Source organism: Acinetobacter sp. (assembly GCF_041919735.1).
Taxonomy (GTDB): Bacteria; Pseudomonadota; Gammaproteobacteria; order Pseudomonadales; family Moraxellaceae; genus Acinetobacter.
This window is the reverse complement of record NZ_JAYRTF010000033.1, coordinates 1-20,997: the sequence shown is the minus strand read 5'-3', so window position 1 is coordinate 20,997 and position 20,997 is coordinate 1. Positions and strand designations below refer to the sequence as shown.

22 protein-coding genes and 3 tRNA genes are annotated in these 20,997 nt (G+C 43.8%); 11 read left to right on the top strand and 14 right to left on the bottom strand.

The genetic code is table 11. The features are described from left to right. Positions 1-30 precede the first annotated feature (30 nt). Positions 31-106, bottom strand: a tRNA-Asn gene (locus tag ACE3T3_RS14860). Between the two features lie 579 nt (positions 107-685). Beyond that, positions 686-761, bottom strand: a tRNA-Asn gene (locus tag ACE3T3_RS14855). 250 nt (positions 762-1,011) lie between these two features. Here ACE3T3_RS14855 and ACE3T3_RS14850 point away from each other — a divergent pair. Continuing rightward, positions 1,012-1,455 (top strand): hypothetical protein, encoded by a 444-nt coding sequence (locus ACE3T3_RS14850; protein ID WP_374668273.1) that lies wholly within the window; start codon positions 1,012-1,014, stop codon positions 1,453-1,455. Between the two features lie 72 nt (positions 1,456-1,527). Here the strand turns inward: ACE3T3_RS14850 and ACE3T3_RS14845 are convergent, their stop codons facing one another. Next, positions 1,528-1,962, bottom strand: coding sequence for a PaaI family thioesterase (locus ACE3T3_RS14845; RefSeq protein WP_374668271.1), 435 nt, complete (start codon positions 1,960-1,962; stop codon positions 1,528-1,530). A gap of 149 nt (positions 1,963-2,111) precedes the next feature. Beyond that, complete coding sequence (locus ACE3T3_RS14840; RefSeq protein ID WP_374668269.1) at positions 2,112-2,360, bottom strand: hypothetical protein; 249 nt, start codon at positions 2,358-2,360, stop codon at positions 2,112-2,114. A gap of 619 nt (positions 2,361-2,979) precedes the next feature. On the opposite strand from ACE3T3_RS14840, the gene ACE3T3_RS14835 reads away from it, so the two are divergent. Together ACE3T3_RS14835 and ACE3T3_RS14830 are read left to right on the top strand one after the other, a co-directional pair. Continuing rightward, positions 2,980-3,840 (top strand): DMT family transporter, encoded by an 861-nt coding sequence (locus tag ACE3T3_RS14835; RefSeq protein ID WP_374668267.1) that lies wholly within the window; start codon positions 2,980-2,982, stop codon positions 3,838-3,840. Between the two features lie 3 nt (positions 3,841-3,843). Then, the gene (locus ACE3T3_RS14830) at positions 3,844-4,533 is read left to right on the top strand and encodes a DUF2711 family protein (RefSeq protein WP_374668265.1); all 690 of its coding nucleotides are present in this window, start codon (positions 3,844-3,846) and stop codon (positions 4,531-4,533) included. A gap of 96 nt (positions 4,534-4,629) precedes the next feature. Here ACE3T3_RS14830 and ACE3T3_RS14825 read toward each other — a convergent pair whose 3' ends face one another. Together ACE3T3_RS14825 and map are read right to left on the bottom strand one after the other, a co-directional pair. Next, positions 4,630-5,859 (bottom strand): pyridoxal phosphate-dependent aminotransferase, encoded by a 1,230-nt coding sequence (locus ACE3T3_RS14825; RefSeq protein WP_374668262.1) that lies wholly within the window; start codon positions 5,857-5,859, stop codon positions 4,630-4,632. 419 nt (positions 5,860-6,278) lie between these two features. After that, positions 6,279-7,106, bottom strand: a complete 828-nt coding sequence (gene map, locus ACE3T3_RS14820) for a type I methionyl aminopeptidase (RefSeq protein ID WP_374668260.1) — start codon at positions 7,104-7,106, stop codon at positions 6,279-6,281. Positions 7,107-7,315: 209 nt separating this feature from the next. Here map and rpsB point away from each other — a divergent pair, with 209 nt between their 5' ends. From rpsB to ACE3T3_RS14790, 6 genes are all read left to right on the top strand, one after another. Then, positions 7,316-8,062 (top strand): 30S ribosomal protein S2, encoded by a 747-nt coding sequence (rpsB, locus tag ACE3T3_RS14815; protein WP_374668258.1) that lies wholly within the window; start codon positions 7,316-7,318, stop codon positions 8,060-8,062. Between the two features lie 140 nt (positions 8,063-8,202). Further along, positions 8,203-9,081 (top strand): translation elongation factor Ts, encoded by an 879-nt coding sequence (tsf, locus tag ACE3T3_RS14810; protein WP_374668256.1) that lies wholly within the window; start codon positions 8,203-8,205, stop codon positions 9,079-9,081. A 183-nt stretch (positions 9,082-9,264) separates the two neighbouring features. Continuing rightward, on the top strand, positions 9,265-9,807 hold the full coding sequence (locus ACE3T3_RS14805) for a DUF3465 domain-containing protein (RefSeq protein WP_374668254.1): 543 nt from the start codon (positions 9,265-9,267) through the stop codon (positions 9,805-9,807). A gap of 93 nt (positions 9,808-9,900) precedes the next feature. After that, positions 9,901-10,722: an AraC family transcriptional regulator gene (locus ACE3T3_RS14800; RefSeq protein ID WP_374668290.1), complete on the top strand. Its 822-nt coding sequence runs from the start codon at positions 9,901-9,903 to the stop codon at positions 10,720-10,722. A 378-nt stretch (positions 10,723-11,100) separates the two neighbouring features. After that, complete coding sequence (locus tag ACE3T3_RS14795) at positions 11,101-11,823, top strand: AzlC family ABC transporter permease (protein WP_374668252.1); 723 nt, start codon at positions 11,101-11,103, stop codon at positions 11,821-11,823. Further along, on the top strand, positions 11,820-12,131 hold the full coding sequence (locus ACE3T3_RS14790; protein ID WP_374668249.1) for an AzlD domain-containing protein: 312 nt from the start codon (positions 11,820-11,822) through the stop codon (positions 12,129-12,131). Before ACE3T3_RS14795 ends, ACE3T3_RS14790 begins: the two co-directional genes overlap by 4 nt. A 98-nt stretch (positions 12,132-12,229) precedes the next feature. On the opposite strand, the gene ACE3T3_RS14785 is transcribed toward ACE3T3_RS14790, so the two are convergent. The 7 genes from ACE3T3_RS14785 to ACE3T3_RS14755 all read right to left on the bottom strand — a co-directional run bounded on the left by ACE3T3_RS14785 (position 12,230) and on the right by ACE3T3_RS14755 (position 19,116). Continuing rightward, complete coding sequence (locus ACE3T3_RS14785; RefSeq protein WP_374668247.1) at positions 12,230-12,685, bottom strand: DUF962 domain-containing protein; 456 nt, start codon at positions 12,683-12,685, stop codon at positions 12,230-12,232. A gap of 449 nt (positions 12,686-13,134) precedes the next feature. Continuing rightward, entirely contained in the window at positions 13,135-13,746 is a 612-nt protein-coding gene (locus tag ACE3T3_RS14780) for a septal ring lytic transglycosylase RlpA family protein (RefSeq protein WP_374668245.1), read from the bottom strand. A 287-nt stretch (positions 13,747-14,033) separates the two neighbouring features. After that, positions 14,034-15,035 (bottom strand): lytic murein transglycosylase B, encoded by a 1,002-nt coding sequence (gene mltB, locus ACE3T3_RS14775; protein WP_374668243.1) that lies wholly within the window; start codon positions 15,033-15,035, stop codon positions 14,034-14,036. A gap of 884 nt (positions 15,036-15,919) precedes the next feature. After that, on the bottom strand, positions 15,920-16,570 hold the full coding sequence (locus ACE3T3_RS14770) for a hypothetical protein (protein WP_374668241.1): 651 nt from the start codon (positions 16,568-16,570) through the stop codon (positions 15,920-15,922). A 25-nt stretch (positions 16,571-16,595) separates the two neighbouring features. Then, positions 16,596-17,411 (bottom strand): NADPH-dependent 7-cyano-7-deazaguanine reductase QueF, encoded by an 816-nt coding sequence (gene queF, locus ACE3T3_RS14765; protein ID WP_374668239.1) that lies wholly within the window; start codon positions 17,409-17,411, stop codon positions 16,596-16,598. Continuing rightward, entirely contained in the window at positions 17,411-18,184 is a 774-nt protein-coding gene (locus ACE3T3_RS14760) for an ABC transporter permease (RefSeq protein WP_374668237.1), read from the bottom strand. The genes queF and ACE3T3_RS14760 overlap by 1 nt, the downstream gene beginning before the upstream one ends. After that, a complete protein-coding gene (locus tag ACE3T3_RS14755) occupies positions 18,181-19,116 on the bottom strand; it encodes an ABC transporter ATP-binding protein (protein ID WP_374668235.1) in 936 nt (311 codons plus the stop codon). Before ACE3T3_RS14755 ends, ACE3T3_RS14760 begins: the two co-directional genes overlap by 4 nt. 178 nt (positions 19,117-19,294) lie before the next feature. Between ACE3T3_RS14755 and ACE3T3_RS14750 the strand changes: the two genes are divergently transcribed. Both ACE3T3_RS14750 and ACE3T3_RS14745 read left to right on the top strand, forming a co-directional pair. Next, a tRNA-Arg gene (locus tag ACE3T3_RS14750) sits at positions 19,295-19,370 on the top strand. Between the two features lie 164 nt (positions 19,371-19,534). Then, positions 19,535-20,764 carry a tyrosine-type recombinase/integrase gene (locus ACE3T3_RS14745; RefSeq protein ID WP_374668288.1) on the top strand — a complete coding sequence of 410 codons (1,230 nt, stop codon included), beginning with the start codon at positions 19,535-19,537 and terminating at the stop codon, positions 20,762-20,764. Between the two features lie 15 nt (positions 20,765-20,779). On the opposite strand, the gene ACE3T3_RS14740 is transcribed toward ACE3T3_RS14745, so the two are convergent. Next, positions 20,780-20,997, bottom strand: a 218-nt coding sequence (locus ACE3T3_RS14740) for a hypothetical protein (RefSeq protein ID WP_374668233.1), incomplete at its 5' end; no start/stop codon positions are given.

Genomic DNA, 20,997 nt, shown 5'->3' with positions numbered 1-20,997 from the left:
CCACGGCGTAATGCGTGGGCTTTTAGAATTTGGCTCTCCAACCTGGGCTCGAACCAGGGACCTGCGGATTAACAGTCCGTCGCTCTACCGACTGAGCTATTGGAGAATCTGAAGCGGATTTTAGACACCTCAGGCCAGAAGGTCAAGGCAGAAGACTGAAAAAAGTCAAAATATGTGTTTAATTGCAGTAAAAACAATCAAAATAAAAATATTGATATAGTTTTTAAGCAATTATATAGACTTGGTGTGTTCCGAATCAGTGCTGCTTCAACGCTTGGCTCTGGAGGCCGCAGATCATTTTATGTGCTTGATCATGCATAGTGGGAGCGGAAGGAATATAGCTCTTCTGCATTTTTATGAAATGCTGGAATTGGCTGATGCAGAGGCTATTGAACATTTAGCGATGAGACGAAGGCTTGTGATTGGGGAGGATGAAGTGAGAAAGGAGTGATTGAATCTCAGGCATCTGCGCTTTTGGCTGGCGCAAGTCTGAGGGTTTGAATAGATGCAGATCAAGCGGAAGCTTATGCACGCTTTGCCGCTGAATAAGCCTGACATCGGGCAATGCTGCGCAAAATGGCGGATAAAATGATGCGTTCTGAAATCTGCAAAATTGAACAATATAACATAAAAATCATAGCCATAAAAAAAAGCCCACGGCGTAATGGGTGGGCTTTTTATAATTTGGCTCTCCAACCTGGGCTCGAACCAGGGACCTGCGGATTAACAGTCCGTCGCTCTACCGACTGAGCTATTGGAGAATCTGCATGCGATTATAAGGAGATTTAACAAAGGGTCAAGCGAAAACTGTCATCTTTCTATCATTTTTAGACTATATGCTTTTTATTTAAACAAAAGATCTGAGTTTGGCGAATTGACGCCAGAAAGCCTTGCATTGGGGAAATTCAATTGCTAGTCTGAATTCAACAACAGAGTGTTTAAGCGAAAGCTTAGACGGTGTGGATTTAAACCAACTTGCCAGCACTAAAATGGCTAAACAGGAGAAGGCGAATGAATACGCTGACGATTTCTCATTTATTATCCAATCTTCAATCTTATCAAGATCAATATCTCACGATCCTCAATGATCCAGAGCAGTATTTTACGCCTGTCGAAAATGCCTATGTGCATATTTGGCCGGCGGCAAAGCAGTCTTTGTGTTTGGGCGATTTGCTGCAGCTGTGGCTGGGCGATAAATGGATGATCAATGCGCAAAAAGCGCCGCTGATCAATACTATTTTAAGAGACAAAACCAAAGCGGATCCGCGTTTTGATCAGTATGTCTATGCCATTCAAGGCAGCTTGCTGACAGGGAAGAATACTGCGCAAGCATGGTCGATTCACGATGCGCAAAGCGCTGAACTGAGCATTCATGCGCTGTTTCAATTTTATTGTGTCTGGAAGAGCCTGAACCGTCCGCAAATTCAGCGCAATACATTTCAGCAGGTGGTATAAGCTGTATTTTTACAGAGGCAAAAGCAAGTCCTTTAATGGTTTGCTTCTGCCTGATTTGATGCTGGAAATGGGTTAAGAGCGGATAATCATGCAGGTTGCGGTGGCGAAAGCGTACAGTTTGCCGTCCTCATCAACAATTTTTCCTTCAGAAATGCCTAAGTTCTTGCTGATATTGATCACGGTGCCTATGGCTAAGAGTTCTTTATTCTGCGGAATGGGGCGGCACATTTTAATATTCAGATCGATAGTGCCATAAGCAACGCCAGCTTCAAGCATGGTATGCACAGCGCAGCCGGTGACTGAATCCAGCACCGTTGCTGCAAAACCGCCATGCACGCCGCCAAGCGGATTTAAATGGCGCTGATCGGCCTTGGCTTTAAAGCGGACGCTTCCCTCGGTGACTTCAAAAGGCTGCATAGGAATAGTTTCACTGATGCTGGCAGCTGGAATTTTTCCTGAGCACATCGCTTGAAGAAGCTGCAAGCCGGTCATTTCTTTGGGATTCATTCTGTCGTGTCCTTCATTTATTGCATTCCTTTTTTTAGAACTTGAATACAATAAATCAAAAAATAGGCCTCAGATCAACCTAAGGATAGTGCGCGCGGAGTCAATTTTACAGGCGAAGCAGCAGAACAAAAAACAGTCGATTTGATCTTTCAGTGGCTATAAGACAGATAGGTTTTATCAAAGCTGTCAAATTGCTGCAGGATTTTCATGGCAATTTCTTCGCCCGTGGCCCACGTGGTGACTGCTGTTTTTGGATTGACATCGATAATGTCTAAATTCAGGCAGAGGGTTTGCGGGCTTTCGATAATAATAAATTGCGGTGAGCGCGGCTTTAGGCACTTGGCAATATAATGCTTAATATTTTCTTTTTGATAAACATCGATAATTTTATAGCGCATGATGTACTTCATCACTTCTATAAGGAAATGTGGCTGTATTTTAAAGTTTAAAGCGGGGTCATTGCAAAGAGATTATTGTTTCAAAAAAAGCGGCGAACAAGCAGTCCGATGTTTGCCCGTGTTTTATGTGTGTAGATGGACAAAAAAATAAAGCATGAGCCCCGATTTTGCAGTTAATGCGGTACATCCTGATTTTGGCGCACTCAGGACGGAAATTATGGCCATATCACTGTTCTTGCGATGCAGGGGCTGCCTGCAGCGTTAAGGCTGACGACCAAAATTGATATAGGCCATCAACCTGATTCTTATGCGGTTAAATACTGAAGAGAGCAATTTGCTGAAGCAGATGAAATGGCATTGTTTACTCAAAATGAATAGGCAGAATGAAATCGCCAAAATTGAGTGCGCGCATCTTTGAAGATGCGCATGGAGCGCAGCCGAAGAAAGCTGTGAGTGAATAGCCAGATTGGTATGATTTTAAGCTGGCTTTGAGCGGTTTGCTCGAAGCCAGCGCATGCCTCATTTAAATTATTGATAGATAGAATGAGGAGAATTAAATAGATTTAATCAGACAGATTCGATATATCTAAGTGATGCCGTTGAATAAGGATGCTCAACCATGCTGCTGAAAATTTGCATTGCGATGATTGCTTTTGCGGCCAATTCGGTTTTATGCCGTCTGGCTTTGGCGCAGCACCAGATTGATCCCATGAGTTTTAGCCTAATTCGCGTGAGCAGCGGGGCAGCGGTTTTGCTGCTTTTATATGCATTGTCAGCCCACAAAGCTAAAATTGAATGGAGCATGAAAAATGGTTTTTTTCTTGCCTTATATATCGTTGCATTTTCCTTAGCCTATTTACATATCGACGCGGGTGTAGGCGCCTTGCTGCTGTTTGGCACAGTGCAGCTCAGCATGGTGGGGTATGGGCTATGCCATGGGGAGAAAATTAACCTGCGCCGCGGTATAGGCTTAGCCATCGCCATTTTAGGCATCCTGATTCTTTTATTGCCTGGGGCATCGGCGCCCAATCTGATTTACGCGGCGATGATGGTGCTTTCGGGTATTGGTTGGGCGATGTACAGCATTGCCGGTAAAAATATGCAAAATCCATTGGCAAGTAGTCTAGCCAATTTTGTCTTAGCAATTCCTTTTGTACTGTTGGCTTATATAGCTCTGTACAGCCAAAGCTTCGCACAGCCCAAAGGCATTATTCTAGCGATGCTCTCAGGTGGTTTAGCCTCTAGCGGTGCATATGTGCTTTGGTATGCCATAGTGAAGCAGATAGACCGTGTGACGGCCAGCAGTGTGCAATTGTCTGTGCCTTGTTTGGCGATTATTGGCGGTGCTTTATTTATAGGTGAGCCTTTGAGCTGGAGGATTATTTTTTCAGCTGCAATTGTTTTGGCAGGGATTGGTATTGTGATTTGGGCTTCAGTTGAAAAGAAGAGTCCTAATAAAATTGAAAATCAGAAGATATAAATCATGAAAGAAAATAATGTATTGATTCCTGAGATTTATGCTTCCTACCCATATGATGGAAAGGTTTTAGAATATTATCAGGGTGTTTTTGAATCGGTGTATATTTTGCTGCATCCATTTTATAAAGCAGTCACATTGGAATTGGAACATTATAATGTTGATAGGTGGCCTAAAAAAAATGACTTTATCAAAGGCCATTATCCAATTGCATGGCATGAAATTTTAAATTTGTCTGAGCTGGAGAATATCTCTCAAATTGATGTTGCATTAAGAACTATGATTGGTGCTATTAAACAACAATATGAAAATAAAACTTGGGCAAAGCAAGTCTTTGAATTATATGAGTTGACTAAGATTATTCCATGTGATGAAGGCTATATTTCCCCATTTTTAGAGAATCCGCTTTTATATGCAATAAAAGAGCTGGGCTATGATTATTTATTCACTATTGATGAATTTGGCTTGAATGACCCGGAAAAAATGCAGATTGATTATTTGATTGATAATGATCAGCTTGATAAATGCAATTACACTGAAGATCATCAGCTTCTATTTGCCACACATTGGGACTGTCACTGTACTTTTTTATGTTCTTCAAAAAAAATCATTGATCAAATTTTAGATATTCATCCCTTTGAAGGATTTTTCTGCACGCCTAAAACAGAAGTCTATTGGGGATTGCATGAGATTTAAGTGATCAAATGCAAAAGCATGTTTATAAAACGTTTGTATTAAGCATAAAAAACCCGCGAAGTTCGCGGGGTTTTTAAATTTGATGGTTAAATCAAATTATTTTTTTTCAGCAGCAATTGAAGCAATCGCAGCGTCTACGCCTTCGATTGAATCAGCCGCTTTTTTGATACGGGCAAGCGCATCTACAAGCACTTCGTCAGCAGTTGCATAAGAAATACGCATGTAGCCGCCTAGACCGAATGCATCGCCAGGAACAACAGCAACACCAGTTTCTTCCAATAACCATGCAGAGAATTCTGTGCAAGATTTTAAGCCTTTCGCACGAATCAATGGACGGATGTTAGCGTATGCATAGAATGCACCGTCAGCAGGAAGGCAAGTAATGCCGTTGATTGCGTTCAAGCCATTTACCACTAAGTCATGGCGGCGGTGGAATGCTTCAATCATTGGTTGAAGAACGTCTTGCGGGCCATTCAATGCAGCTTCAGCAGCAACTTGTGAAATAGAAGTTGGGTTTGAAGTTGATTGAGATTGGATTTTTTTCATCGCGCCGATCAGTTTCGCAGGGCCCGCTGCATAGCCGATACGCCAGCCAGTCATTGCATACGCTTTAGATACACCGTTCAGAACAATTACGCGGTCGTAAAGGTCAGGCGCAACAGTTGCGATGTTGTAGAATTCGTCGTCCCAACGGATTGGTTCGTACATATCATCAGAAGCAACCATCACTTCTGGGTATTTACGAAGAACTTCAGCCAAAGCTTCCAATTCAGCTTTAGTGTAGATCATGCCTGTTGGGTTTGAAGGGCTGTTTAACACCACTAAACGGGTTTTGTCAGTGATCGCCGCTTCTAATTGAGCAGGAGTAATTTTGAAGCGCTGTTCTTCACCGCATTTTACAACGACAGGCACGCCTTCAGCGATGATCACCATGTCTGGGTAGCTTACCCAGTATGGGGCAGGGATAATCACTTCGTCGCCTTTATTTAACAAAGCAAGCGCTAAGTTAAAGAAAGACTGTTTGCCGCCGCAAGAAACCAAGATTTGGTTTGCCGCGTAGTCAAGGTTATTGTCGCGTTTTAATTTCGCAATAATTGCTTTTTTAAGGCCTGGAGTACCGTCAACAGCTGTATATTTTGTGAAGCCATTGTTGATCGCTGCAATTGCTGCGTCTTTGATGTGTTGTGGTGTGTCAAAATCTGGTTCACCTGCACCCAAGCCAATTACGTTTTTACCGGCAGCTTTAAGTTCAGCAGCTTTGTTGGTAACAGCAAGTGTAGGGGACGGTTTGATGGCATTTACACGATCAGAGAGACGTACGTCCACGGCAGTATTCCTTCTTATAGGGATTAAAAAATAAAAAGCACACTATCTTAGCCTAAAACGGTGCATAAAGGGGAGTAGGAATTGCGCCAATCTTAAATAAAGTCTGCAAAAAGTTAATAGGCACTTTTTAAGTGAATAAAAAATTGAAAAATCTTAGGATTAGAGCAGAAAGTAAATTATCAGCTGATTAGGGTTTGCATGCAGATGCGGCATTCAACCTCTATTTCCCGCATTATTTTATCGCGATGATGAGGCTGCGGATTGGCTAAAGTAAGTTATTCGACAAGCGCATTTCAGCGCGCTATTGCCTGCAGCGCAGTTTCTTTAAAGAATAAAAATAAAGAGCGTAAAAAAAGACCGCGCATTGACGGTCTTTTTTAAATATTTGTTCAGCCGGCATTCAGCCTGCTGAGAAACATTTAGTTCTGAAAGCGTGACAGGTCTTCTTCAGGGCGTGCTGTCAGAATTTCGACACCGGTTTTTGTCACTAAAATAGTATGTTCATACTGTGCAGACAGGCTGTGGTCTTTAGTTACGACAGTCCATTTGTCGCCCAGCAGTTTGGTTTTCCAGTCGCCTCCATTCACCATAGGTTCAATGGTAAAGGTCATGCCTTCTTCAAAAACCATGCCGGTATTCGGCTGGCCATAATGCAGCACTTGCGGCTCATCATGGAATACCGTGCCAATGCCGTGGCCGCAATATTCACGAACTACGCCAAAACGTTCAGATTCAACATAAGATTGAATGGCATGGCCGATATCGCCCAAAGTCGAACCCGGTTTTACTGTTGCAATACCGCGGTACATGGCTTCTTGCGCCACGTTGCACAGGCGGTTGGCTAAAATAGACGTTTCGCCGCCCACGATGTACATCATGTTGGTATCGCCGTGATAGCCATCTTTAATCACAGTAACGTCAATATTCAGGATGTCGCCTTTTTTCAGCACTTTGCTTTCTGATGGAATGCCGTGGCACACGACATGGTTGACAGAGGTGCAGATGACATGCTGAAAAGCAGGGCGGCCAGGCGCTGCGCCATAGCCTAGGCATGCAGGAATAGCATCTTGTTTATTAACGATATAGTCATGACAAATCGTATCAAGTTCTAAGGTGGTCACACCTGGAACAATATGCGGTTTGATCATATCCAAAACTTCTGCAGCCAGCCGGCCCGCCACACGCATTTTTTCAATTTCGTCTGGGGTTTTGATTAAACGGCGGGGAGCTTCGTAAGTACTGTTCATGATCTCTAAAAACTTTTGGAAATTTGTATGTGACTATGGTATAAATAGCCGCCCATTTTATCAAATGCTTTTTCGTGAATTCGTTTTGCATTAAGCAGGTAAAATCGGCGTAAAAAATCCGCACATATATCGACACATTTCTCTGGGTGCCCGCAAGGGTGGAGAATGCGGATATATGGAGGCCTAACCCAAACTTTAAGGTAAAGAAAATGGCAGATTACAACGTAAGCATGCGCGACCTTCTTCAAGCAGGCGCTCACTTCGGTCACCAAACACGTTTTTGGAATCCAAAAATGCGCGAGTACATCTTCGGCGCGCGCAACAAAATTCACATCATCAACCTTGAGCACACTGTTCCTGCGTTAAATGATGCTTTGAACTTTGCTAACAACTTGGCTAGCAAAAAGAACAAAGTTTTGTTCGTTGGTACAAAACGTGCTGCTTCTAACATCATCCGTGAACAAGCTCAACGCGCAGGTCAACCATACGTTGATCACCGCTGGTTGGGCGGCATGTTGACTAACTGGAAAACTCTTCGCCAGTCAATCAACCGTCTAAAAGACCTTCAAACTCAATCTACTGACGGTACTTTCGCTAAGCTGACTAAACGTGAAGCTTTAGAGCGTACTCGTGAGATGGAAAAACTTGAACGCGCTCTTGGCGGCGTTAAAAACATGGGTGGCTTACCTGACGCATTATTCGTAATCGACGTTGATCACGAAGCAATTGCAATTAAAGAAGCTAAAAACTTGGGTATCCCTGTTATCGGTATCGTTGATACAAACTCTAACCCAGATAACGTAGACTACGTTATTCCGGGTAACGACGATGCGATCCGTGCAGTTACTCTTTATGCTTCTGCTATGGCTGATGCGATTCTTGCTGGTAAAGAATATGCTCAATCACAAGCAAATGCTCAAGCTAAAGGCGACGAAGCTCCAGCTTCTGAGGCTTAATGCGTTTGACGCAAGCTTGTCATTTTTGCGACATGTGATGGTGGCAATGTAAGCGTTATGTATGCAGACGGCCCATGAGTATCCTCTGGGCCGTTTCTGTCTAAAAAGAATTCATTTTCTACCGAATTTAGGAGATTGACATGACTGCAGTTACAGCAAGCATGGTTAAAGAATTGCGCGACCGTACTGGTTTGGCAATGATGGAATGTAAAAAAGCATTGACAGAAGCAGGCGGTGATGTCGAATTAGCGATTGACAACCTGCGTAAATCTGGTCAAGCAAAAGCTGCTAAAAAAGCAGGCAACATTGCTGCTGACGGCGCGATCACGATTGTTCAAGAAGGCAACAAAGCGATTCTTTTAGAAGTAAACTGCCAAACTGACTTCGTTGCTAAAGACGAAAACTTTGCTGGTTTCTCTGCTAAAGTTGCTGCTGCTGCGCTTGCTGCTGGCGTAACTGACGCTGCTCAAATTGCTGAATTGAAACTTGAAGATGGCCACACTGTAGAAGAAGCTCGTATCGCGCTTGTTCAAAAAATCGGTGAAAATATCCAAGTACGCCGTGCGTCAATTGTTGAAGGTGAAAACCTTGCAGTTTACAAACACGGTTTAAAAATCGGTGTTGTTGTTTCTTACACTGGCGAAGCTGAAACTGGTAAAGGCATTGCAATGCACGTTGCTGCGTTCAACCCAGTTGCTGTTACAGCTGACCAAGTTTCTGCAGATCTTATCGCTAAAGAGAAAGAAATTGCTGAAGCGAAAGCGCTTGAATCTGGCAAACCAGCAAACATTGTTGAAAAAATGGTTACTGGTTCAGTAGAAAAATACTTGAACGAAGTTGTGCTTGAGCGTCAAATGTACGTCATTGACAACGACAAGAAAGTAGCTGACGTTCTTAAATCAACTGGTACTGCAGTTGCTCAATTCGTTCGCTTTGAAGTAGGTGAAGGCATTGAGAAGAAAGCAGAAATGAGCTTCGCTGACGAAGTTGCTGCTGCTCAAGCTGCTGCTGCTCAATAATTTTAACCTTTCGGTTAAAATTAATTGAAAAAAAAAGCCCCATTTGATTGGGGCTTTTTTCATGCCTCTGCATGAGCAAATTCATTTTTTATCCATAAAACGCTCACGAAAATAATCATAATCAGCTAATTGATTTGCTTTAAGATGGCATCCATATATTTTTCGAATGGCATGCATTCAGCTATGGCAAATAAAACGAATATGGGGATAGGCGCAGTGATTGCGCTGCTGGCAGCAGCCTATTTTGGCATTGATTTACAGCAAAATAAATCTGAACAGCAAGTTGAGCAGCGCGCATCAGTACAGCAAAAGCAGCCACCTGCTGCAGAGCGCCAGCCGTACGCTTCAGCCGATTCAGTAGAAACGCAATCTGCAGGAACAAAGCTAAAGGATGATACAGCAGTCATTGACAAAGCTTTTGCGCAGCAGCAAAGCAATGTGCAGGTGCATGCCAGCGGGCAGGTGAAGGCCGTATTGTGGGATGATACCGAAGGTTCAAAACATCAGAAATTTATTTTAACACTCAGCAATGGCCAAACCGTGCTGGTGGCGCACAATATTGATTTGTCACCGCGCATTCAGCATCTGCAAAAAGGCGACACGGTTGAATTTTATGGTGAATATGAATATTCCAATCAAGGCGGAGTCATTCACTGGACACATGTTGATCCCAATAAGCGCCATACAGATGGCTGGCTGAAGCACGATGGGCAAATTTATCAATAAATCTGCACGGCGCTTTAAAGCCAAAACAGCAATTTCGTTCTATGCATTGGCCTAAAAAACGTTATGGTAGGCATTCATAGGGCGGGAGGCATGATGCAGGACAATAAAGCGCAGGAGTTTGCCGATTACTGGCATGTTGCAGAACTGGGCGGGCTGGAACTGCTGAAAGCCTCTTATCAGCAGACGCAGTTTTCAAAGCATACGCACGAAGGCTATTGCATCGGCTTAATTGATGAGGGCGCGCAGTCTTTTTTGCGCACAGGCAGTCAGCATATTGCGCCGAAAGGCGACATTATTTTGGTCAATGCCGATGAGGTGCATACCGGCTCATCTGCGGTGGACACTGGCTGGCGCTATCGGGCGATTTATCCTACACCGGAAATGATGGCGGAAATCAGCGGCGGATTTTTTAAGGAAAATGGCGCGGCGCCATGGTTCCCGCAGGCGGTGGTGCATGATGAAGGCTTGGCGGCACAGCTGCATTTGCTGCTGCAGCCGCAAAATGCCTTATTTAAGCAAAGCCTGTATCTATCCACTTTGGCTTATTTATTCAGCAAGCATGGTCAGGCCAAACAGCGTTTGGCGCGGCTGCCGGAAGCGCAGCGCAAGATTCAAATGATTCAGGATATTTTGGCCGCCGAACCGGAAAAAGAGCATCAATTGGCTGACTTGGCGCAGCTGGCGGGTTTAACGCAGTGGCATTTATTGCGCCAATTTAAAAAATATACGGGTTTGCCGCCGCATGCGTGGCTGGTGCAGTGCCGTTTGCGCAAATCACTGGCTTTGCTGAAGCAGGGGCAGGAAATTGCCTTAACAGCGCAGCTATGCGGTTTTTCGGATCAAAGCCATTTTACGCGGCATTTTAAGAAAACCTTAGGCTGTACGCCAGCGCAGTATATGCTGCATAAAAGCTGATTAAAAAAATAAAATTAATATAAATAAAAATCTTGAATTTTAATGATCAGGGCTAAGGCTGACAGCTAAATCAGATTCATTGCAAAATTCAATGAAGAATTGATTTTGCAATGCTGCTGCGGTTTCACATGATGCCGTTGATACCTGCTCTAAAGTATAGGATGTGCAGCTGCGGGGCATCACATTGCGATCAGCATGATTGCACATGCATTGACAGCCTGACCTGGATATTCCACACATCACACATCCTGAATCCCAAATTAAGCGCCGCATTCTTTTGTATTGAAACCGAAAAAAGAAGCTGCGCAATTTTGTTCAATCTCAGCGCGGTTCTGTGCGGCATAGTCATTACATCATCACATCTCAATAGAGGGACTTATGCTGAAAACAATGCCTGCTCCGCTGAAGGTCAGCCCGTCTTTAGGCTTTGGGCGCGGCGTGCTGGATATGCTGCCGCTCTCGCTGGCTGTCATTCCATGGGGGATTTTAGCCGGATCTGCAGCCGTCAATGCGGGTTTAAGCTTAATGCAGGCTGTTGGAATGTCAGCTTTGGTTTTTGCAGGCGCGGCGCAGCTGGTCAGCCTCAGCATGCTGAGTGCGGGTGCATCAGCTTTAAGCATTATTGTGACGATCTTTTTTCTGACCAGTCAGCATTTTATTTATGCGCTGCATCTGCGCGGTGATGCCAGCGGCTTGCCGCTGGCTCAACGGCTGAGTATCGGTTTTCTGTTGACCGATGAGCTGTATGCAACAGCGATGCTGAATCAAGAACGGCCATACCGCTATCTGCTGGGTGCAGGGCTGAGCTTTTATCTCTGCTGGGTGGGCTTCAGTGTTGTAGGTATTTGGCTGGCGAAGATAATCCCCAATTTGGCCGCGCTGCATTTGGAGTTTTCCATTGTGGCGATATTTTTGGTGATGGCTGTTTTGCTGATGAAAAACCGGCTGGCGATTGCCGGCATGTGTGTTTCTGCAATCATGGCGGCAGTGTTGACTTGGATGAAACTGGAAGCCGCCATTTTACTGGCTGGGCTGTGCGGCATGCTGGTTTCGGCGTTATTAGACAGGCTGGGAGAAAGCGGTTCTGGAGAAAAAGCATGAGCTGGATATTGCTGCTGAGCTTAACTGCAGTGACCTTTTTTAACCGTTATGTATTTTTAGAACCCAAAACGTCGATTTGGCTGCCGGATTTTGCACTGCGCATGCTGAAATATGCGGCGCCATGCCTGATGGTTTCCATTGCGCTGCCGATTATCTTTTTTGAACAGGGGGAGTGGAAAGGTATGCTGAATAACAGCTATTTTTATGGCGCTATTTTTGCCGTTTGGGTGACGGCCATAACGAGAAAATTGCTGCTCAGTATTGCGCTCAGCCTGCTGTTTTTTTATGTGCTGATTTATTTTTTTTAAAATCAGAAAAGAGATGAAAAAAATTCAAAAAACAGGGCGATTTTGATGAAAAAAGCTAAATAAAAAGCTTTTTTCATCCAAGTAAAAAAATATAAGCTCTAAATGCTCGCTATTTGCGGTTTTTGCCGTGATTTCCATTTTGAGCTAACTTTGCCTAGGTAGGCATCAACACACCAAATAGGGCCAATGAGGAGGAATTGGAGGTCTTTGAAGAAAGAGGGCTTTTTGCCTTCGACTTTATGGCCATAAAATTGTCCAATCCACGCGGCAATAAACAGCGCAATATAGAATCCTGGGCCTGCAGGAAGAATGAAAATCAGCCATGCCATGATCAGGGTCAGCGCTGCCATGGCGACCGCTAAAACAATATCCAGCCGCGCATAAAAGACCATGGCTAAAACCAGCAGCAGGGCTGTGAGCAAAACGCTGAAATGGGCAAGGATTCCGATAATCGAAAAATAGATGGTCGGTACGCAAACCCAATGGATTAATTTGTTGGTTTTGTTCTGATGGCTTTCGCTGTATTCATCAAACCATTCGCTGACTGTTTTCATGCTGCTTCCTTTCTTATGTTTCTTTCTGAAAAATATAATCAAGAAAAGCCATGCCGTCAAAGTGCATTTAGTTTGCTCTGCGTTCTGTTCAGAGTGTTCTCTGACTAAGAATATCGGGTTTAGCCTGCGTACACCTGCTGAGCTTTCAATTTCATCCAAATCTGATGATGCGCTTTGCAATGCGCAATATGCTTTGAAAGGAACGGGTAGGCTGTGCGATCAATCAACTCTGCGGAGGATTGCGCTGGCTGAAAGTTGGAGCGCGGATAAATGTGCTGAAGGCTGAGATCCGCTTTGAGCATAGAGTGGGATGGGTTTGGTATCAGCAGATTATCACGGCCGAATGCACTGCAAAAGGAAACCGCTGGCTATTTTGAGCTGAATGACACCGCTGCAAAATGGAAAAAAGCCGCTGAGCGGCTTTTTCTGTCAAATGCGGCAGTGAAATCTTAAGAGTTCGGGCCGTCTACACGCTCAATGTTTACGCTGGCTGTCCCTGAGTTGGTGATGCCAAGCTGTTTGGCTGCGCCATAAGAAAGATCGAGAACACGGTTGCCGTGGAATGGGCCGCGGTCATTCACTTTAACGACGACACTTTTGCCGTTGTTTTTATTCGTTACACGGATAAAGCAGTTCAGCGGCAAGCTGCGGTGCGCTGCAGTCAGGCCATTCATATCGAATGTATCGCCGCTTGCAGTTTTACGGCCGTGGAATTGGCGGCCATACCATGATGCTGTACCGGTTTGGCTGAAGCGGCGTACAGTATTGGATGCAACTGTATTCAACTTCTCAATCACTGAAGGCTCATCTTCAGGAATTTCAATTTTTGCAGCGATGGTTTCCCGGCGGATTTTGTCGCCAGAACGCTCAGTGATTGAAAGGCTGCTGAGGTTTTTAAAATTTGAGTTAAAGCTTTGCGCTTCTTTGTTTAAAGCACGCGCTGCCAGACGAGAGTTGTCGCTATCATTGGTAAATGATGACTGAACCATCTCGGCTTGCGACTGGCTTAGGGCAACCGTCGTGGCAACCGCTAAGGCATATTTAAGAATTGATGACTGCATTGTTTATCTCCCAAGGGCTTTTTTTGCAGTGAATTTCAAGTGATTGAAATTTATGCAATGTTGCCTGTTATTTCACTTTTGCAACTACATTTGACGAAATGGATAATATTCATGCAGTCAACAGGCTGTCTAGTCTTTAATTAAAATAGTTAAAAAAAGAACGGAAAATAAACAATAATCGGTTAAAAAATAATCAACAATGTAACAAGGTGTGTAAAAAGCGCATTTTGTGAGCTTTTTAACGGTTTTTTTTATTGACTTTTTCTGCCGGGAGGAAATTACAAGCCTCAACGGCTCGCAATTTCAGTGCCTAACAGCCACAAAGCTGACGCATACATGCGGCTTTTGTTATAGGTCGTGATGACCTGAAAATTAGGATAGGTAATGTAGTAAATGGGCCCATAATTTTCTTGCAGCTGAATGACATTGACCATGTCCAAGTCATCTATTTTTACAATAGGATTCAAGGGGCTAATGCCTTGAGACTTTAATGCGCCATAAGGAAGCGGCTGATTTAAGTCCGCCGAAATCACAGCGCTAGGATTGTTTCCAGAATAGCGTGCTGGGAATGCAATGGGCTGATTGCGCTGCCAGCCGTGCTGCGCTAAATAGTTGGCAATTGAACCGATAGCATCTACGGCTGAATTTCTTAAATCTACATGGCCGTTTCCGTCATAGTCCACGCCAAATTTTGGAATATTGCTGGGCATAAATTGCGGATAGCCGACAGCGCCGGCATATGATCCGACAATAGAATTTGCCGGCACGCCATCTTTATACGACCAGGCGATTAAAGCGCCCAGCTCATCCTGGAAATAAGCTGCGCGGCGTTCATAGCCAAAACCGAGCGTTGCGAGGGCATCACGGGTAATAAAGGAGCCTTTATTGGCGCCAAAACCGGTTTCTACACCCAAAATGCCTAAAATGATGGATTGCGGTACGCCGAATTGCTGTTCTGCGCGGTTTAAGGTATCTGCATACTGCTGTTTAAAGCGCACGCCGCGCTGAATGGTGCTTTCTGCCAAGAAGTTGGTTTTGTATTCATACCACGGTTTGCTTTCACCTGGACGGTTCATGATGCTGATAATATTCGGCAGGTTTTTAGCGCCATTCATGGCCCAATCGACCTGTTCTGCGCTTAGGCCATAGGTCTGCATGGTTTTTTGTTTAAAATTAAAATATTGAGGCGTATTTTGAAAATCATTGGCTTGGCAAAAGCTGGTAATCGATAAGGCGCTTGCTGTGATGGCTAAAGTTTTAAGCTTCTTATAAAAATGTTGTTTAAACATATTGGGCTGAGTTCCAAAATTATTATCAAAACGGGCCTAATGACCGTAATGCGCTAAAAAATGCAGGAGGAATAAAAGCATTAAAAATGCTGATTTGAAAGGCTATACCGCTTAATTGACTAAGATAACACTCATGCGCTGCAAGTTAACAAAAAGTTCTATAAAAGTAGACAATGATTGATCAAAAGGTTTTTTCGCGCACTGATTCAGAGATTAAATAGCATGCTATATCGTCAATGAAAAATCGGCAAAATGCGGTTTTCACCTGATCAATTATGAAATGCCAATCGGCATGCAGACATGCTGAATATAGGTTTGGCCTGAAAATTAAATGATGCGCTATTAATTAAGTGATTAAGTGCATAAATGAGCAGGTGTAACGCCGGGAAAAAGCTCTTGATCTGATCTGCTGGCGGCCATGAGCAGCAAAATGTCAAAGCATTTATAGATGAAGGAATAAAAGCAATATTAAGATCGCAAAATTTGCCTATATGTATCCTATATATAGTCTATATGTATCTTATATATAGCCTATATATAGTCAGGCAAATACAGTGATGTAAATTCCGTTATGCAAACCGCGTTGCCTGCGCTTAGCTGGCGCTATGAATCAGACCCGTCCTGCAGATATTTGTCGCCTTTGAGGCGGATCAATTAAAGCGCTGAACAGCGCAAAGTCTGTAGCTTCAGCCAGCGCCTCAGGCATTTACAATGGCTCTAAGGGGGGTGCATGGTGATGAATCGGATTGATTGCTGCTGCAGGCTGCTGTTGATCTTTGCCTTAACCATCGGGCAGGCAATAAAAAAGCCGCACTGAAGTAATGCTCCAATCCGGCCTATTGAATGGCGATGACTATATATAGCTATATATAGTCAAAAATAGCTTAGTGGTGGAATAAAACGTCGTGAGCCTCTGCCAGCGCGCCTAATTCCTCTTTGGTGAGGTTCGGGAAGATTTTATCGATTGCAATGTGGATCGCTTTAATCACCGCCGCAGAGCCGATATCAGCGGCTTTGCGTTTAATCATGCCCAAATCCAGCGTTTTATTGAAATCGTTCATGAAGTGGCGCACTGTCGCTTCTGCAAACTGCTTGTAGAGTTCTGCAAAAGCCGGTTTATTGATGTCATTGCCGGCTTTAATGTCTGAATAGGCAGATTTCAGATTGACCACCAAACTATGATCTAATGATTCACCAACGCGCTTTGCGCCAGAAGCATCGGTAAACAGGCTTCTTTCTGAAAATTCAATCGATTGCTGCACCACATCATTTGATGCTTTGCCGAGCAGCTGCTTCAGCAGCACAGCAACAGTTGATTTTACATAGCCTGCAAGCTTCTCTGCAGTATCACGCTTGTCGCTGGCTGGGAACAAGCGGACTGGGCCAAGAATGGTTGCATCAATAATTTCATCATTGATCAGCAGGGCGGTTTTATCCCGTAAAGGGTACAAAGGCTCGCTGGAATTCTTTTTGCTGTGTGCAGTCTCAATCGTACCTAAAAGCGATTCAGATGGAATAAAACCAAAAAATGGCATTGTATAAACCTCAATGTTCTTTATTTTATTGTCGCGCCAATCGAATTGGGCGAGGCATCCATGTTAAATCCGATACACGGCAGGGGTTGATGTCTAAACCGCCGCGGCGTGTATAGGCGGCATATACCATCAGTTTTTCAGGCTTCAGGTTTTGCCAGATATCAGCATACATCTGCTCCACGCATTGCTCGTGAAAACCATTATGCTGACGGTAAGAGATAATATAAGCCAAAATACTTTCGTAAGCAGGTTTTTTCCCCTTATATCTTATAAATACCGTGCCCCAGTCCGGTTGTCCAGTGACTGGGCAGTTACTTCTAAGCAAATGTGAATAAAATTGCACATCGACATCTTCATCAATGGATTCATCCAAAGCTAAAAGCGCGGCATTGGGATGATTTTCCAGCTGTGACGGCACAAGCTCATCAATGCAGAAGCCTTGCGGCTCGGAAATCTGCACATCATCCACCTGAAACAGATCAATGGTCACGGCTGCGCCAGCCGCGGCAGACAGATCTTTTTCGACCGTGGCTTTAAATGCGTCTTTAGAATCAAAAGCGGTAAAGTTCATGCTGTTGAAGTACAGCTTTAGCGATTTAGACTCGATCAGGTTTGGCGATGATGCCGGCAGGGTCAGGCGGCCAATCGCCACTTGCGGCACACCCGAAGCATTCAGCCATGAAATTTCAAAGACATGCCACCAGTCTTGGCCTTGAGTAATGCCTTCGACATGCGCATAGTGTTCGCGCGCTGTGGCGCGGGCGATTGGAAACAGAATATCGGGCTGATATTCTGTTGGATAGTTGGTGTCTTTACCTAAGAGAGAATGTTCTACACTCATTATTCACGCATTCCTGAACCACGAGAAAGTAAATAGTAAGCAATGCCGTAGAGTACAGCACAGCATAATGTGACAACTGCCAGTGAAATGCCAACGTTCACATCGCTGTGGCCTAAAATGCCGTAGCGGAACGCGTTGACCATATACACAATGGGGTTAATTAAAGAGAGGTTTTGCCAAAATGGGCTGAGTGCTGAAATGGCATAAAACACGCCGCCTAAATAAGTCAGCGGAGTCAGCACAAAGGTTGGGATAATCGAAATATCATCAAAAGATTTGGCATACACGGCATTGATAAAGCCGCCCAGCGAGAACAGGAACGAAGTCACCAATACGGTATAGATCGTCACAAACCAGTTGGTGATATATAAGTCAGTAAAAAACATGCTCATCGCGGTGACAATAATGCCGACCAGCACACCGCGGCAGACGCCGCCCAGCACATAGCCCCATAATACGGCATGTAAAGGCACCGGACTCATAATCAGTTCTTCAATGCTTTTTTGAAATTTGGCGCTGAAGAAACTGGAAGATACGTTGGCATAGCTGTTGGTAATCACTGCCATCATAATCAGGCCGGGCACAATAAACTGCATGTAGGTGAAGCCGCCCATGGTGCCGATGCGTGAACCGACTAAATTGCCGAAGATCACGAAATACAGGCTCATGGTAATGGCTGGCGGCAGCAAAGTTTGCGGCCAAATCCGCATAAAGCGGCGGATTTCTTTATAGACCAGGGTATAGAGCGCGACTTTTAATTGACTGAAATTCATTGCGCTGCTCCATCAAGATTTTTTTCGACCATTTTGACAAACAGCTCTTCTAAGCGGTTGGATTTGTTGCGCATGCTGCGCACTTGAATGCCTTGCGCTTCCATCAATTGGAACAGCTGATTTAAGGTATGCGCCTTATCCATCGTCACTTCCAAGGTGACTGGATCGATTAAATTGAAACGCACGCCAATAATGTCGAGGTTGAGCGGTTCAATCGGCTCGGCTAAGTCAAAAATGAAAGACTCTTCATTCAGCTGATTCAGGAAGCTTTTCATGCTGGTGTCTTCTTTAATCACGCCGCGGTCAATAATCGCAATGCGGCGGCACAGCATTTCCGCTTCTTCCAAATAGTGCGTGGTTAAAATAATCGAGGTGCCTTTTTCATTCATTTCAGTGAGAAAGTCCCACATGGAACGGCGCAGCTCGATATCGACCCCTGCAGTTGGCTCATCCAGAATCAGCAGTTTCGGCTCATGCATCATGGCGCGGGCAATCATTAAACGGCGCTTCATCCCGCCAGATAGCATGCGGCCTTGAGTGTTGCGTTTTTCCCATAGTCCGAGTTTTTCAAGATATTCTTCTGCGCGTTTTTCGGCAATTTTTTTGGGAATGCCGTAGTAGCCTGCTTGAGTGACTAAAATATCAAAAGTTTTTTCAAACTGGCCGAAGTTGAATTCCTGAGGCACGACACCGAGGCATTGCTTTGCAGCTGAAGGATGCGTATCTAAGTTATGGCCAAAAATTTCGACACTGCCGGACGTTTTTTTAGTCAGAGAGCTGATGATGCTGATCGTTGTTGATTTACCTGCACCATTCGGGCCTAAGAGCGCATAGAATTCGCCTTCTGGAACAGTTAAATTTATTCCTTTAAGCGCTTGAAACCCGTTTTTGTAGGTTTTGGATAAATCCCTTAACGTCAATGCATCAGTCATGAAAATCTTACCGAGTGAATAGTGAAGGTATTGTGAGCGAATTGGCGCAATAAACCAAGTAATTCACGCGGAATACTGTGTTGCAAATTTGGAATATTGTACAAAGCATAAGCACAAAAATGCAGAAGCACTATTTAGTTGCTTTACCTTCTGTTTTTTTTTGATATGATGTGCTCGCGCGCTCATAGCTCAACTGGATAGAGTACAGGTCTCCGAAGCCTGTGGCGTGGGTTCGAGTCCCGCTGAGCGCACCATTTCACTGTTTTACCTCATCCGAAGAAATACGAAAATCATTAAAAATAAATAGCTTACGTACTTCTATTGTCCGATAATGTCCGAAGGCGTTTTAGGATACCGTAAAGTTTTACGGTATTTTTTACGGTATATCCCGTTTCTTGCAAAAATATACCGTAAAAAGATGCCTAAACTCGTTGTTAGTCTTACTGACTCAAAAATTAAATCAGCAATATCAATGCAAAAGAAATCATCTGAAAAAAATATTAAGCTTTCAGATGGTGGCGGCCTTTATCTGTTATTAGATACAAAAGGTGGGGCATATTGGCGCTTTGATTATGTTCGCCCAATTACAAAGAAAAGAGCTACTATCGCAATTGGTGTTTATCCAAGCTGTACATTAGCATCAGCACGTGCAAAACGAGGCGAGTTCAGAGAACAGCTTGTTCAGAATATTGATCCTGCCATGCAGAAAAAACGAGAAGCTGAAATAACGCATAAAAAAAATACTTTTAAGCTAATCGCAAATGAATATCGTAAAACAGAAGAGTTGGAGCCTAGCACTCAGCGAAGGAATCAATTTGTTTGGGATAAGTTGTATGCTGCAATTGGAGATTATCCGATAGACAGTATTACACCATCGCAAATTTTAGAAGTGTGTCGTATATACGAAAGGCAAGGTAAGACAGATTCAGCAAAGCGTATGAGAAGCAAAGCATCCCAAGTCTTTCGTTATGCGATTGCTTTAGGCTTATGCCAATTTAATGTGGCAGACCAAATCAGTGGGATTTTAAAAGTTGGTAAAACCAAGCATAGATCTGCGGTCACAGATGAGCAGTTGTTAGGACAGTTATTAAGGAATATTTATAATAGTGTTGGTCGGGGTGATATCGCGATAGATTATGCTGTAAAAATTTTACCCCATGTTTTTGTACGTCCAGGAGAGTTGAGGGGCGCGAAGTGGGCAGACATTGATTTTGAAAATCGAGTTTGGAAATACACTCCTCCTAAGACGAAGAATCAGACAGCATTACAGCATATTGTTCCTCTGTCAGATCAAGTAATAACCTTATTTAAAGAATTACACCAGATGACAGGTTATACCGAGTATTGCTTTGTATCGATGCGAGATCAGTCTAAAACGATTAGTGAGTCAACTATTAACAAGCGGTTAAAGCAATATGGTTTTGAAAATGGTGAAACGACAGGTCATGGCTTTAGGGCTACAGCCAGAACTTTATTGGATGAGGTATTAAAGTTTCCTATCGAAAGGATTGAACAGCAACTTGCTCATCAGGTTCGTGATATGCATGGCAGAGCATACAACCGTACAAAGTATTTAGAAGAGCGTACAGTGATGATGCAAGCATGGTCTGATTATTTGGATCAATTAATGTATAAAAATGTAGTGTAGTTAATTTAATACATATTAGCGAATTTTAGTTTCAGTTAAGTTGCCGCCACCTCCACCAAAATTCTTTCCGAAGTAGTCCATCGGAATATAAAAAAAGACTTTAAAATCAATGTTTAAGGGCTTTTTTATTGGCTGTATTGTCCGATACTGTCCTAAGCGATTTGACCCTATTTTTGCTTTGTGTGGGTAAAAATTGGCAAAATTTACCCAGAAATTAACACAACAAATTCTGG

What these genes read in the sequence shown, in the direction of transcription:
- ACE3T3_RS14850 (WP_374668273.1), top strand. Translation starts at nt 1,012, where the DNA reads ATGAATACGCTGACGATTTCTCATTTATTATCCAATCTTCAATCTTAT.
- ACE3T3_RS14845 (WP_374668271.1), bottom strand. Translation starts at nt 1,962, where the DNA reads ATGAATCCCAAAGAAATGACCGGCTTGCAGCTTCTTCAAGCGATGTGC.
- ACE3T3_RS14840 (WP_374668269.1), bottom strand. Translation starts at nt 2,360, where the DNA reads ATGCGCTATAAAATTATCGATGTTTATCAAAAAGAAAATATTAAGCAT.
- ACE3T3_RS14835 (WP_374668267.1), top strand. Translation starts at nt 2,980, where the DNA reads ATGCTGCTGAAAATTTGCATTGCGATGATTGCTTTTGCGGCCAATTCG.
- ACE3T3_RS14830 (WP_374668265.1), top strand. Translation starts at nt 3,844, where the DNA reads ATGAAAGAAAATAATGTATTGATTCCTGAGATTTATGCTTCCTACCCA.
- map (WP_374668260.1), bottom strand. Translation starts at nt 7,106, where the DNA reads ATGAACAGTACTTACGAAGCTCCCCGCCGTTTAATCAAAACCCCAGAC.
- rpsB (WP_374668258.1), top strand. Translation starts at nt 7,316, where the DNA reads ATGGCAGATTACAACGTAAGCATGCGCGACCTTCTTCAAGCAGGCGCT.
- tsf (WP_374668256.1), top strand. Translation starts at nt 8,203, where the DNA reads ATGACTGCAGTTACAGCAAGCATGGTTAAAGAATTGCGCGACCGTACT.
- ACE3T3_RS14805 (WP_374668254.1), top strand. Translation starts at nt 9,265, where the DNA reads ATGGCAAATAAAACGAATATGGGGATAGGCGCAGTGATTGCGCTGCTG.
- ACE3T3_RS14800 (WP_374668290.1), top strand. Translation starts at nt 9,901, where the DNA reads ATGCAGGACAATAAAGCGCAGGAGTTTGCCGATTACTGGCATGTTGCA.
- ACE3T3_RS14795 (WP_374668252.1), top strand. Translation starts at nt 11,101, where the DNA reads ATGCTGAAAACAATGCCTGCTCCGCTGAAGGTCAGCCCGTCTTTAGGC.
- ACE3T3_RS14790 (WP_374668249.1), top strand. Translation starts at nt 11,820, where the DNA reads ATGAGCTGGATATTGCTGCTGAGCTTAACTGCAGTGACCTTTTTTAAC.
- ACE3T3_RS14785 (WP_374668247.1), bottom strand. Translation starts at nt 12,685, where the DNA reads ATGAAAACAGTCAGCGAATGGTTTGATGAATACAGCGAAAGCCATCAG.
- ACE3T3_RS14780 (WP_374668245.1), bottom strand. Translation starts at nt 13,746, where the DNA reads ATGCAGTCATCAATTCTTAAATATGCCTTAGCGGTTGCCACGACGGTT.
- mltB (WP_374668243.1), bottom strand. Translation starts at nt 15,035, where the DNA reads ATGTTTAAACAACATTTTTATAAGAAGCTTAAAACTTTAGCCATCACA.
- ACE3T3_RS14770 (WP_374668241.1), bottom strand. Translation starts at nt 16,570, where the DNA reads ATGCCATTTTTTGGTTTTATTCCATCTGAATCGCTTTTAGGTACGATT.
- queF (WP_374668239.1), bottom strand. Translation starts at nt 17,411, where the DNA reads ATGAGTGTAGAACATTCTCTCTTAGGTAAAGACACCAACTATCCAACA.
- ACE3T3_RS14760 (WP_374668237.1), bottom strand. Translation starts at nt 18,184, where the DNA reads ATGAATTTCAGTCAATTAAAAGTCGCGCTCTATACCCTGGTCTATAAA.
- ACE3T3_RS14755 (WP_374668235.1), bottom strand. Translation starts at nt 19,116, where the DNA reads ATGACTGATGCATTGACGTTAAGGGATTTATCCAAAACCTACAAAAAC.
- ACE3T3_RS14745 (WP_374668288.1), top strand. Translation starts at nt 19,535, where the DNA reads ATGCCTAAACTCGTTGTTAGTCTTACTGACTCAAAAATTAAATCAGCA.